The following is an 11,727-nucleotide window of genomic DNA, read 5'->3' as shown; positions in this document are numbered from 1 at the left end:
TGACAAATTAATTAACAAATGAAAAAAATTTGGTTAACGATATGAAAATTGATGTTCTAGGTTCAGGCAGTGCGTTTGCGAAAAGCAAGAATACCGCGGCGATCACGGTAACTGATGCAGCAGGAAAGATGTGGTTGGTGGATTGCGGCCCGACCATTCCCAGAGCGCTGTTTAATCGAAATTTACCGCTCGATGCCATACAGGTGATTTATTTTAGCCACATTCACCCCGATCATTGCGCTGGTTTGCCAGCGTTAATTAATTATTGGAAAAGTTTTCAGCGTAGTGCGCCGCTCACCATTATCTGCCAGCCTGAGCATCGCGCCGCATTGCAATCAATTGCTTGCTTAGGTTATTGGCCAGAGCAAACAACGACATTTGAAATCCAATGGCTCGACACCGAAGACTCGTTTAGCTGGCAAGGTTGGCAGTTGCAAACGGCTGAAACTCAACACGAAATTAGCAATCGTGCGATTTTATTTTCGGTTGATAATCAGCGTTTATTTTACAGCGGTGATGGTCGGCCGACCAAAGCCAGCAGAGCTTTGATGAAAGACGCAGACTTGGCATTTCAAGAATGTGCTTGTTTTACTGAGTTGGCTGCGGATGACTCACATGGAGATTTTGTCGATTGTCAGAAGTTAGCAGAAGAGTTACAGATCAATCGACTAGGCTTGTATCATTGTTGGGATGAGGAAGTCGACAAAATACGCGCAGCAGTAGCTGGTAACGAAAAACAGTTTGTCAGCGAAGATGGATTACAGCTGGATTTATCACGTCTGTAGCTAGTAAGCCCATTCGCAACTCGATGGCTAACCGATATTCATAGGAAAAAGCTTGAATAATAAAAAAACAAAAACGGTGGTGACGGCGCAAGATGTTGCCGATTTGGCGGGTGTTTCTCGTTCGGCTGTGTCCAGAACCTTTACCGAAAATGGCAGTATTTCTGAACAGACAAAAGCAAAGGTATTGCGTGCGGCTGAGCAACTCGGTTATCAGGTAAATTTTTTGGCTCAGGGTTTGAATCGGCGACGCAGTCAGCTGATCGGTGTTGTCGTTGCCCATCTGAGTGATCCTTTTCGAAGCTCGTTGTTGGAAGCTTTATTGTCAGAGATAAAGTCGCGTGGTTATCAGGCGTTAGTTACAGAAGTGCGTAAGGATGATGACCTTGAAGATACGCTGCGCCGATTTACTCAGTATCGGGTATCGGGCGTTGTGGTCACCTCAGGTCAGCCGCCGGAAGCGTTGGTCGAAGAATGTTTGCAGTTGTCCATTCCTGTGGTTGGTATTAACCGAGCCATTAATTTATCTAAAGTCGACGTGGTGTGTTCTGATAATCAAAAGGGTGCGCAGCTTGCCGCGCAGCAATTGATGTCGGCTGGTTGCCAGACTATTGGTTGGTTAAATTATAAAGACTCGACTTGGTCTGGCGTCGACCGAGGTGAACATTTTAAAGCAGCGTTGCACGATTGGAATCAGCAGCCAGCGCATCAGCTGATTAACATTAAAACTGAGCAGAACTGTTATGAGGGTGCTCGTGCGGCAGCGCATCAGCTCGTTGCTTCAGGTCAACAGGTCGATGGCGTATTTTGTGCCACCGCATTGATGGCGTGTGGTTTTTTAGACGGCATGCGTGAGCAGGGTAAACATGCGCCAGAGGACTTTCACCTTATCGGTTTCGATAACACTCCACTGACGTCGCAATACAGTTATCAGTTAACCACCATTGACCACAGTGTTAAAGAAACCGCCGAAAAGGTTTTGTGGTGTTTGGAGTCGCGAGCCAATAACCCTGAACTGGCGCAAAGGCAAGAGCAGGTTGCCGTAAGTCTGCTCACTCGCCACACCTCACCCTAAACCGCCTATTGCAACGCCGAGTGCTGTTTACAGAGGTGAGCCTTCAATAGCTGTTGCCACAGGGCGGCTGTCGTCGACAATCCATTCACTCCAGCTGCCAGGGTAGAGTGTTGCCATTTTCATTCCGGCAATAGTCATCGCCAAAATATTGTGGCAGGCAGTAACGCCAGAGCCGCAATAGCAAATCACTGGTTTGTCGGCGACCGATTGGAAACGCTGAGCTAATTGCTCGGGCGGCAAAAAGCGATTGTCGCTGTCTAAGTTTTTACTGAAGTCGGCATTAATAGCGCCAGGTATGTGGCCTGCTTTGCTGTCTAATGGTTCGACCAAACCTTGGTATCTGGGCAGTGCGCGAGCATCCAGTAACGCCTGTTCGGCAGACAACGACAGTAACGAGTCGGCTGCAATAGTGAGTGAGTTGTGTACATCAATTTGTAAGTTTGAGGTTTGAGTCGCAGCCGCCGGTTCTGTTGAAATCGCGCCGCCGCTGTGACGCCAAGCATCGAGACCGCCATCTAATACTTTCGCCTGTTTGATACCCGCCCACATTAATAGCCACCAAGCGCGGGCTGCAAACATGCTGTTGTTTTGATCGTATATGATGATAGGGCGGTCTTTCGTTACGCCCCAGCGCTGCAATGTCGCCTGCCATTGATCTTGGCTTGGCAGTGGATGGCGGCCTGTTTTGTCAGCAATGATTGGCCCAGACAACTCGGTTTCGGAATCAACATGGATAGCGCCGAGAATATGGCCTGCATCATAGAGTGCTTTGGATTGGCTGCGATCACCTAAGGCGGATTGGCAATCTAAAATAAGCGTATCTGGGGATTCTGCGAGTAGGCTGGATAATTGATAAGTATCGATAAGGTAAGACATTGGCAGGCCCTGTTAGATAAAAAAATCCAGTTTACCTGATTGCCGATCAATCTTTTAGTTCTGAGCTATGGAGCGAGTTAAATTAAGCGAAACAAGACTAAGTTAATGAAGTGGTAGAATTGGCTGGTCCGGCAGGATTCGAACCTGCGCATGACGGGATCAAAACCCGTTGCCTTACCGCTTGGCTACGGACCAATACCTGAGGATCATACAAAGAGTAGCTGATGTTATCGAGAATTGGCTGGTCCGGCAGGATTCGAACCTGCGCATGACGGGATCAAAACCCGTTGCCTTACCGCTTGGCTACGGACCAATGATGGTGGCTATAGCTGGACTTGAACCAGCGACCCCAGCATTATGAATGCTGTGCTCTAACCAACTGAGCTATATAGCCCCGATAACGGACGCGTATTATCCTCATAAAAATTTTACTGTCAACAATATCTGAGTCTTTTTTAAATAATTTCAACAAGTTAGCGACGCTCATATGGCGCTACTCTGATTCTCAGAATCAATCTTGTGCAGCTTTACAATGCACAGTGCAAATGACAAACGCAAAGCTGAAGTAAGGTTGTAGCGATCTATTGGCCCACGCGAGCAGTGTTCGCTAGTCTGCCTGTCATAAAGTTGTCATGCCATCTTTTTAACCTACGATGAATTTAGTTTCAAATTATGAGTGACTGCATGATTAAAGGCGCGCTTCAGGCATTGCTTAACATGGCTCGTATGCTGGGTTGGTCAATAAGATCTATTTTTGTTGCCAAGCAGGCGAGTTTGCTGCGGCGACTGGTGATCTTTTTGCTAGTCGTGCCTCTCTTTATCGCTTTGCAGCTGCTGCATTGGTTTGGTTTTCTATTGGATGAGATTCTTTTTCGAGCTTACCGAAAGCAGAAAACCTCGAAGATTGTTTTTGTCACCGGTATTCCTCGCAGCGGTACAACGCACTTGCAACGAGTACTTGCTCAACACGAGCAATTAACCAGCATGACTATGTGGGAGTGCGTTTTCGCCCCGAGCATCAGCGAGCGCTACTTTTATAGCACCATCGGCCGCTTGATAAAGCCTTTGAACGGCGCGCTGTCGAAAATAAACATCCCCTTTATTAAGAACATGCATTCGGTGCATAAGCTTGGCTTGCAAGAAGCCGAAGAAGATTTCATAGCGCTGCTGCCAATTAACGCCTGCTTTTTAATGGTGTTGCTGTTCCCTGAGCAAAAGCATTTTTGGCAGTTGAGTCAGTTTGACCAGCAACTGAGTGCCAATTCACGTAAAGCGATCATGTCGTTCTATCGCCGCTTAATTCAAAAGCACCTGTATTTTCATGGTGCCGATCAGCGTTACCTTTGCAAGAACCCATCCTTTTTAACCTGGGTTGCAACCTTAAGGGAGCATTTTCATGAGGCGTCTTTTTTGGTCTGCCAGCGCGAAGCAGAAGCGGCGGTGCCATCGCAAATCAGTTCGCTAAATCCTGCTTGGCAAGCGGCTTACGGCTGCGATATTTCCGATGCCTTCAGTCAGCGCCTCATTGAGATGATGGCAGGTTATTACCACTATTTAGAGTCACCAGCTTTGCAGCAAGCCGATGTTCTGCCGATTGCGATGGCCGATTTAGTCAAGGATTTAAACGCTGTCGTTGAGCTCTCATTGCAGCATTGCCAGTTAGATATGACGCCTGCCTTTGCAGAAGCTTTGCAGCGAGAAGTTGCTAAGGCGCGCGCTTATAAAAGTGGTCACAGTTACAACCGGTCCGATTTTGCCTTGTTTGATCAGGCGATTGGGCTGTTTCCTAAGAAGTACCTAAAACATTCATACAATTTAAAAGAAATAGGGTGAAGACTCCGATGGACACAAAAACGACTAACCATCCCGAATCCCGAGTATTGGTCATTTCTGATGCCGCGCCACACCGCAATGGTGTCGGTGCTTATTATGCCGACTTGATCGATGACCTAATCCCGTATGTTGATGAAGTGGAATTGGTGTCACCAGAAATCAGTGGCGAAAAATGGCAAGGCTGCTGGATGGTGCCGTTGCCAGGCGACTCGACACAAAAACTGTGTTTTCCGAACGGCTTTCAGTTGAGCCGTAAATTGAAGTCATTTGAACCGACGGTTGTGGTTATTCCAACGCCGGGCCTGTTTGGTTTGGTTGGCGCCATGCTCGCCAAGCGTCAGGGTATTAAAGTTATTGTTGGTTTTCATACTTGGTTCGAAAAGCTTGCCTCACTCTATTGGAATCGCGTTCAGGGTGGCATTACCCGTACCTATTTTGATGTGGTCAATAAAGCCTTGTTTCGTTTGGCTGACCAGGTGTTGGCTAATTCCCAAGAGATGGTCGATATTGCGAAAAATATGGGCGCTAAAAAAGTTGATCTGATGGGTACGCCGATTGGTCAAAATTTAATGCACACACCGGTTAAGCGTGTGCCTAAACTGCTTAATCGAGTCTTGTTTGTCGGTCGGTTGGCGGCCGAGAAAAATCTGCCTGCGGTGATTGCAGCAGCGAAAGCTTGTCCTGATATCGAATTTAGCATCGCTGGTGATGGGCCAGAGCGGAAATCACTCGAAGCATTGGCTGCGGGGGTGGAGAATGTCACCTTATTAGGCTGGGTTGGTCGCGAGCGTATTGTGCAGCTGATTGATGATCACGATGCCTTGGTTTTACCAAGCAAGGTTGAAAGCTTTGGCACAGTCGCGATGGAAGCCATGGCGCGTCAGCGTTTGGTGTTTGTATCTGAAGCCTGCGGTATTTGTGAATGGAGCGATTTAAAACAGGGCTTAATTGTTGTTGATGAGGATTTATCCTTGGCTGATGCCTTGCAGCAATATCACTCGCTTAGTGAGTTTGAAATCCATCGCCGCTGCTCGATCAGTCGCCAAGCGGCCCTGTCTCATGTGCAATGGAATCGTGAACTTTGGTTGCAATGCACGCAAGGCGAGCAGGTTAGTCGATCAGTGCCAGTGCCAGTGCCAGTGCCAGCACGCCGTAGCCTGAAACTGATGTATCGTAAAATTCGTGGCTAGTGGTTTGTAAAAGGGCTGGTGGGCTGTAAAAAAGCAAGAGGTAACTATGCGAAAAAATGTCGTCATCAGTATTCATGATGTCATGCCGGAAACGCTGGATCGAGTAGAGTGGATATTGGCTGAGCATCTGGATCGATTTACGCCCAGTAATATTTTGCTATTGATCGTACCGGGCTTGCAATGGGACGACTCGCAAATTGAGCGCTTACATACCTTGCAGGCGAAAGGCTATGAGTTTGCGGGTCATGGCTGGTTGCATCGCATTACTAAGATTGGCGGCCTGTATCACGCTGTTCATAGTCGGTTGATCTCTCGCACGGCGGGTGAGCATTTATCCTATTCGAGGGATGAGTTAAAAACGCTGTTAAATAACAATTTTCAGTGGTTTGCGGATCACGGCTTTAACGCTCCGACTATGTATGTTCCGCCAGCTTGGGCGATGGGCAAGCTATCACCTGCTGACCTAAACCAGTTGCCATTTAGCGCTTATGAAACCACCAGTGGTATTCGGTCTTTTCCTCAGGGTCAGCTTAAAAAGCTGCCACTATTGGGGTTTGAAGCTGATAACCGGCCAAGAGCTTTGTTTTTGCGTTTCTGGAATTGGCTGAATTTGACGCTTTCATCTGCGCGCAAGCCTGCAAGGCTTTCCATTCACCCTTATGATTTTGATTACCGCATTGCCGATCAGCTGAGCACGATGCTGACACAGGTGGATGCCGTCTCATGGCAGAGCCTGTTTGTGGCTGATTCATAGGCTCAGCTTCTTTTGTTGGTGGACCTTCTTGGTTTAGCTGATAAAAGCCTTGGTTTTTAGGCACTGCTAGGTCTTTAGGTGCTAACAATAGGGCCAAAGCATTGATTTTGATAGGGCTTTTCATTAGAATGCCGCGCCTGCTCGTAAGAGTGGATTCTTAGTGTAATCAGCCTAGCTGAATTACGTTACTCCTTACCTTACTGATTTGATCAGAAGGTTGTTAACCCGAAGGGAGCATTTATGCGCCATTATGAAATCGTTTTGCTGGTTCATCCTGACCAGTCAGAGCAAGTCCCTGCGATGGTTGAGCGTTATACAACCGTTGTAACAGAAGCGGGCGGTACTATTCACCGTCACGAAGATTGGGGCCGTCGTCAATTGGGATTCCCAATCCAAGACCTACACAAAGCTCACTACATTTTGCTAAACGTTGAAGTTAGCGATGAAACTGTTGATGAGTTGAAAACCACATTCCGTTTCAACGACGCTATCTTGCGTAGCATGGTTATTCGCCGTAAGGCCGCAGTAACTGAAGCATCGCCAATGATGAAGTCTGTTGAAGCTAAAAAAGCTAAAGACGAAGCTCAAGGCGCGTTCGCACCGCGTGAAGAAGCTGAAAGTGAAGCTGTAACTGAAGTCGCTGATGATTCAGCGTCTGAAGAATAAGAGGAGCATTAACTATGGCACGTTTTTTCCGTCGTCGTAAATTCTGCCGCTTCACCGCAGAAGGCATTACAGAGATCGATTACAAAGATGTAGAACTATTAAAAGGCTACATCACTGAAACAGGCAAGATTGTACCTAGCCGTATTACAGGTACCAGTGCTAAGTATCAGCGCCAGCTAGCAACAGCTATCAAACGCGCTCGTTACCTTGCGTTATTGCCTTACACAGATGCTCATAAGTAAGCGTTTGTTAGCAATAGTTTTTTAGATTGTAGGAGAGCTCTAGAGATGCTTGGCTTAGCACGTTTTGCGATGAAAAGCCCTTTGCATACTGGGGTTCTTGCAGCGGTATTCGCTGCAATCCCGATGCTGTACTTTGTCAGTGCAGCATTAGTTGCTTTAACCACGTTAAGGCACGGCATAACCTTTGGTACTCGAGTCCTTGTTATGGCTTTGGTTGGAGGTTTGTTCTCTTGGTATATGTCAGGAGTGCCGTTGTCCATGTTGGGCTTGGTCGTTGTAACGCTTTTGGCATCGGTGCTAAAAGCTACTAACAGCTGGCCTTATACGCTGATATTGGGCACTGTCGCCGCTTTCGTATTGTCGGTTTTAACGCAAACCTTTTATGGTGAGCAGTTAGGCGATTTATTAGAAAGCTTGTTGCAGGTTTTATTGAGCGGCGCAAATGAGCCGGTCGAGCAGCAGTTTATCGCGGTTGCTCGTAGTATGGTGGGGTTCATCTTTATGAGCACTCAGTATACCGAAGCTCTGTTGTCGTTGTTGTTGGCCAGATACTGGCAAGCAGGGTTGTATAACCCAGGTGGTTTAAGTAGAGAAATGCAACAGTTGCGTTTCTCAAAAGCAGGGATTGTATTGGTATTAGCAGCAGTGGTTATTATGCTGTTTGTTAATCCGGGTGTGTCATCGTTGCTTTTTGTCCCCATGGCATTTATCGGCCTAGTGACCGTGCATGGGGTGTTAAAAAAATTGGATTTGGCTGTGCAATGGCTAATCGCATTTTATGTGTGTTTACTGTTGTTCATACAATTTATATTACCGTTACTGGTTTTGGTTGTGATTGTGGATTCGATTGTCGATCTAAGATCTCGGATACCAGAACGGGCAAAATCAGATAACGAATGAGGTAAGCGAGATGGAAGTTATCCTGCTTGAAAAAGTTGGTAAAATGGGTGTTTTAGGCGATACCGTTAACGTTAAAAACGGTTATGCACGAAACTACTTAATTCCAAACGGCAAGGCTGTGTTGGCAACTGAAGACAACACCAAGTACTTTGAAGAGCGCCGAGCTGAGTTGGAAAAAGCAGAAGCTGAAAAACTATCAGCAGCACAATCATTAGCAGATCAATTAGCAGAAGTAGAGCTAACTGTTGCTGCAAATGCAGGTGATGAAGGTAAGTTGTTCGGTTCTATCGGCCCACGTGATGTTGCCGATCTAGTCACTGCTGCTGGCGTTGAAATTGAAAAGTCTCAGGTGAAAATGCCTGAAGGCCCAATTCGCGCCGTTGGCGAATACAACATTGCTGTGCAACTGCACACTGATGTGATCTCTTCTGTTCACCTAATCGTTGTTGCTGAAGACTAAGCGTTAATCGCTTAAGCAACCTTAGGTAACTCGCACTGTGAGCATTCTGTTTGCAGTGCATAAGTAGATCGATAAAACCCAGTATTTATGCTGGGTTTTTTTATGGCTGTCTATTTTATTTTGTCGCCACAAGCCACGATAATGTCGGCTTTTAGCGCTTAGTTTGTTTATTGAAGTATAAAAGCAGATGCGAGCATTCGATTAACTGGTTAGAATCAACGATCGTTTTATTGGTAAAGGTAGGGCCGAATGTCGGATAGTTTCGATGACGATATTCTTCTTGCAGAAGACTCAGAGCTGCAGCAGATAAAAACACCTCCTCATTCGTTGGAGGCCGAGCAATCCTTATTGGGTGCGCTGATGGTCGACAATGCCTTATGGGACAGTGTTTCTGAAAGCCTGTTACCTGATGACTTTTATCGCAATGAACACCGCCAAATTTATCGTGCCATGATTTCTCTGGCCGATGCTAATTCGCCAATGGATGTGATTACTCTGGGTGAATTGCTGGAAAAAGAAAAGCTGTTGGAGTCCGTCGGTGGTATGAACTACCTGATGACCTTGGCAGAAAATACTCCCTCCATCAGTAATTTGGTGGCGTACGCAAAAATCGTTCAAGAGCGCAGCATTTTACGACAGCTGATCAAAGTCGCTGGCGATATTTCTGGTTTAGCGTTTGATCCGTCCGGCCAAGAAGTCGCCTCAATTATTGACCAAGCTGAACGCGCAGTATTTAAAATCGCCGAAGATCGACCGCATCAAGGCGGCCTAGAGCATGTTAATCCGCTGGCCGATAAAGCCTTAGCCCGCATTGAAGAGTTGGCCAAACAGAATTCAGATATCGTTGGTATTTCTTCTGGTTTCTCGCAATTAGATAAAGCCACCAAGGGCTTTAAAGGTGGTGAGTTAATTATTGTCGCAGCTCGTCCTGCGATGGGTAAAACCACACTGTCGATGAATCTGGTTGAAGAGGCGATTCTGAATCAGGACAAAGTTGTTGCGGTGTTCAGTTTAGAAATGCCTTCCGAGCAGCTGCTAAATCGTTCTTTTGCGTCTCTAGGTAAAATTGACCTTGGTCGCGTGATTACCGGTAAACTGGCCGAAGACGATTACCCCAAATTAGCCAAAGCCATTAATCTGCTAAAAGATAAAAAGCTGTTTATCGACGATACCGCAGGGCTGTCACCTTCAGAGATTCGCTCGCGCTTGCGCCGTTTGGTACGAGAACATGGCAGCATTGGCATGATCATGATCGATTACCTTCAGCTGATGACCATTAAAGGCTATACCGAAGGCCGTACTAATGAGATTTCTGAAATTTCGCGGACGCTTAAGGCCATCGCCAAAGAATTCGATTGCCCAGTGATTGCTTTGTCGCAGTTGAACCGATCTCTTGAGCAACGACCAAACAAGCGCCCAATCGCTTCCGATTTGCGTGAATCCGGCGCTATTGAGCAAGACGCCGACCTCATTATGTTTATTTATCGAGACGAGGTGTATAACGAAGATTCGCCTCATAAAGGCACCGCCGAAGTGATTATCGGTAAAAACCGAAATGGCCCGACAGATACCGTTCACCTCTCCTTCCAAGGCCAATATTCTAAGTTTGCTGACTTAGCGCCTGAATATATGAATGACTATGTCGCCGAATAGGGCTTGCGTTGCATGGTTGCAAGCGAACCGTTTTTGTTAGCGATTGGATTTACCGTTACTACCGTTAATTCGCCGTTATAACCGCTCATAGGTCGTTATAACGGTTACATAGAGAGATCAAAGTCGATGAGTAGAGGCACCCGAGCCGTCATAAGCTACAGCGCATTACGACACAACTTTAAGCGAGTGCAACAGCTCGCACCGCAATCTAATATTTGGGCCGTTGTTAAGGCTGATGCCTATGGCCATGGCGCTGTTCAGGCAGCACATACATTCAGCGACGCCGATGGTTACGCAGTCGCGACCTTCGATGAAGCGCGTCAGCTTAGAGCCGCGGGCCTGACTAAACCTATCCTATTACTTGAAGGTGTTACCTGTGCCGAGCATCTAATTGAAGCGGCTCAGTTGGGCTGTGAAAGTATGATTCATTGTCAGGATCAGTTAGATCATCTCAGTCAATTAACGCAGGGTGAGCAGATAAAGGTCTGGCTTAAAGTCGATACCGGCATGCACCGATTAGGCTTTTTAGCGTCATCATTGCCGCAAATACGTCAGCAAATCGCTGAATTAGAGTCTGTTCAGTTAGGCGGTGTTGTTACTCACATGTGCTGTGCCGACGACCTACGACGACCAGAAATCACCCAAGCACAACTAGCATTAGCAAGCCAATGCAAAGAGCAGGGTGAACAGGCCAGCTTTGCTAATTCGGCATCGATCATCAAGTGGCCAGAAACTCATGCTGACTGGGTGCGTCCCGGAATCATGCTGTATGGCGCATCGCCATTTGCGGATCTATCGGCGCAGGATATTCAATTAAAGCCTGCCATGACCTTATCTGCGCCAATAATCGCGTTGCGTCGCGTCAGTAAGGGTGAGTCGGTTGGTTATGGCCTTATCTGGACGGCTGAGCGCGATTCCGTCATTGCTACGTTGGCGATTGGCTACGCAGACGGCTATCCAAGGCATGCGCCCAGTGGCACGCCAGTGATGCTCAATGGCCAGCGCGTTGCCACGGCAGGGCGTGTCTCAATGGATATGACGATGATTGATGTTACTGACGTTGCTGATGTTGCCATTGGCGATATGGCGCAATTATGGGGTGATGAATTGCCTGTCGATGAAGTTGCCAGTGTTATTGGCACCATTGGCTATGAGCTGCTAACCCGTGTGTCGCCAAGAGTTGAGCGGCTATATATCGATTAGATATCTATACCGTAGCGTAAGCATAAGTGACGAAATGGCGCGAATAGCTCTGATATTGCTGGCTTCAGGCGTTATTAGTGCCAATGTATGAGC

The 11,727-nt window shown here is 47.1% G+C and carries 12 protein-coding genes and 3 tRNA genes; 11 read left to right on the top strand and 4 right to left on the bottom strand.

Going from position 1 to position 11,727, the window contains the following annotated elements:
- Window positions 1–41: 41 nt before the first annotated feature.
- Window positions 42–785 carry an MBL fold metallo-hydrolase gene (locus FME95_RS05040; RefSeq protein WP_147713318.1) on the top strand — a complete coding sequence of 248 codons (744 nt, stop codon included), beginning with the start codon at window positions 42–44 and terminating at the stop codon, window positions 783–785.
- 52 nt (window positions 786–837) lie between these two features.
- Window positions 838–1,857: a LacI family DNA-binding transcriptional regulator gene (locus FME95_RS05035; RefSeq protein ID WP_147713317.1), complete on the top strand. Its 1,020-nt coding sequence runs from the start codon at window positions 838–840 to the stop codon at window positions 1,855–1,857.
- A gap of 27 nt (window positions 1,858–1,884) precedes the next feature.
- On the opposite strand, the gene FME95_RS05030 is transcribed toward FME95_RS05035, so the two are convergent.
- The 4 genes from FME95_RS05030 to FME95_RS05015 all read right to left on the bottom strand — a co-directional run bounded on the left by FME95_RS05030 (window position 1,885) and on the right by FME95_RS05015 (window position 3,127).
- Window positions 1,885–2,733 (bottom strand): sulfurtransferase, encoded by an 849-nt coding sequence (locus FME95_RS05030; RefSeq protein ID WP_222709908.1) that lies wholly within the window; start codon window positions 2,731–2,733, stop codon window positions 1,885–1,887.
- A gap of 120 nt (window positions 2,734–2,853) precedes the next feature.
- A tRNA-Gln gene (locus FME95_RS05025) sits at window positions 2,854–2,928 on the bottom strand.
- A 43-nt stretch (window positions 2,929–2,971) separates the two neighbouring features.
- Window positions 2,972–3,046 (bottom strand) — tRNA-Gln (locus FME95_RS05020).
- A gap of 4 nt (window positions 3,047–3,050) precedes the next feature.
- Window positions 3,051–3,127 (bottom strand) — tRNA-Met (locus FME95_RS05015).
- A 278-nt stretch (window positions 3,128–3,405) separates the two neighbouring features.
- Here FME95_RS05015 and FME95_RS05010 point away from each other — a divergent pair.
- The 9 genes from FME95_RS05010 (at window position 3,406) to alr (ending at window position 11,634) form a co-directional block, all read left to right on the top strand.
- Entirely contained in the window at window positions 3,406–4,566 is a 1,161-nt protein-coding gene (locus tag FME95_RS05010; protein ID WP_147713315.1) for a sulfotransferase, read from the top strand.
- A gap of 8 nt (window positions 4,567–4,574) precedes the next feature.
- Window positions 4,575–5,756: a glycosyltransferase gene (locus tag FME95_RS05005; RefSeq protein WP_147713314.1), complete on the top strand. Its 1,182-nt coding sequence runs from the start codon at window positions 4,575–4,577 to the stop codon at window positions 5,754–5,756.
- A 46-nt stretch (window positions 5,757–5,802) separates the two neighbouring features.
- The gene (locus tag FME95_RS05000; protein ID WP_147713313.1) at window positions 5,803–6,510 is read left to right on the top strand and encodes a polysaccharide deacetylase family protein; all 708 of its coding nucleotides are present in this window, start codon (window positions 5,803–5,805) and stop codon (window positions 6,508–6,510) included.
- 240 nt (window positions 6,511–6,750) lie between these two features.
- Window positions 6,751–7,176, top strand: coding sequence for a 30S ribosomal protein S6 (rpsF, locus tag FME95_RS04995; RefSeq protein ID WP_147713312.1), 426 nt, complete (start codon window positions 6,751–6,753; stop codon window positions 7,174–7,176).
- Between the two features lie 14 nt (window positions 7,177–7,190).
- Window positions 7,191–7,418 (top strand): 30S ribosomal protein S18, encoded by a 228-nt coding sequence (gene rpsR, locus FME95_RS04990; RefSeq protein ID WP_147713311.1) that lies wholly within the window; start codon window positions 7,191–7,193, stop codon window positions 7,416–7,418.
- A gap of 45 nt (window positions 7,419–7,463) precedes the next feature.
- Entirely contained in the window at window positions 7,464–8,318 is an 855-nt protein-coding gene (locus FME95_RS04985) for a hypothetical protein (RefSeq protein WP_147713310.1), read from the top strand.
- A 10-nt stretch (window positions 8,319–8,328) separates the two neighbouring features.
- The gene (gene rplI, locus FME95_RS04980) at window positions 8,329–8,778 is read left to right on the top strand and encodes a 50S ribosomal protein L9 (protein WP_147713309.1); all 450 of its coding nucleotides are present in this window, start codon (window positions 8,329–8,331) and stop codon (window positions 8,776–8,778) included.
- Window positions 8,779–9,027: 249 nt separating this feature from the next.
- The gene (gene dnaB, locus FME95_RS04975) at window positions 9,028–10,431 is read left to right on the top strand and encodes a replicative DNA helicase (RefSeq protein ID WP_147713308.1); all 1,404 of its coding nucleotides are present in this window, start codon (window positions 9,028–9,030) and stop codon (window positions 10,429–10,431) included.
- A gap of 126 nt (window positions 10,432–10,557) precedes the next feature.
- Entirely contained in the window at window positions 10,558–11,634 is a 1,077-nt protein-coding gene (gene alr, locus FME95_RS04970; protein ID WP_147713307.1) for an alanine racemase, read from the top strand.
- Window positions 11,635–11,727 lie beyond the last annotated feature (93 nt).

It is taken from the genome of Reinekea thalattae (genome assembly GCF_008041945.1).
GTDB lineage: Bacteria > Pseudomonadota > Gammaproteobacteria > Pseudomonadales > Natronospirillaceae > Reinekea > Reinekea thalattae.
Note: the sequence above shows the minus strand (reverse complement) of the source record. Positions and strands in the feature narration are given on the sequence as shown.

What these genes read in the sequence shown, in the direction of transcription:
- FME95_RS05040 (WP_147713318.1), top strand. Translation starts at nt 42, where the DNA reads ATGAAAATTGATGTTCTAGGTTCAGGCAGTGCGTTTGCGAAAAGCAAG.
- FME95_RS05030 (WP_222709908.1), bottom strand. Translation starts at nt 2,733, where the DNA reads ATGTCTTACCTTATCGATACTTATCAATTATCCAGCCTACTCGCAGAA.
- FME95_RS05010 (WP_147713315.1), top strand. Translation starts at nt 3,406, where the DNA reads ATGAGTGACTGCATGATTAAAGGCGCGCTTCAGGCATTGCTTAACATG.
- FME95_RS05005 (WP_147713314.1), top strand. Translation starts at nt 4,575, where the DNA reads ATGGACACAAAAACGACTAACCATCCCGAATCCCGAGTATTGGTCATT.
- FME95_RS05000 (WP_147713313.1), top strand. Translation starts at nt 5,803, where the DNA reads ATGCGAAAAAATGTCGTCATCAGTATTCATGATGTCATGCCGGAAACG.
- rpsF (WP_147713312.1), top strand. Translation starts at nt 6,751, where the DNA reads ATGCGCCATTATGAAATCGTTTTGCTGGTTCATCCTGACCAGTCAGAG.
- rpsR (WP_147713311.1), top strand. Translation starts at nt 7,191, where the DNA reads ATGGCACGTTTTTTCCGTCGTCGTAAATTCTGCCGCTTCACCGCAGAA.
- FME95_RS04985 (WP_147713310.1), top strand. Translation starts at nt 7,464, where the DNA reads ATGCTTGGCTTAGCACGTTTTGCGATGAAAAGCCCTTTGCATACTGGG.
- rplI (WP_147713309.1), top strand. Translation starts at nt 8,329, where the DNA reads ATGGAAGTTATCCTGCTTGAAAAAGTTGGTAAAATGGGTGTTTTAGGC.
- dnaB (WP_147713308.1), top strand. Translation starts at nt 9,028, where the DNA reads ATGTCGGATAGTTTCGATGACGATATTCTTCTTGCAGAAGACTCAGAG.
- alr (WP_147713307.1), top strand. Translation starts at nt 10,558, where the DNA reads ATGAGTAGAGGCACCCGAGCCGTCATAAGCTACAGCGCATTACGACAC.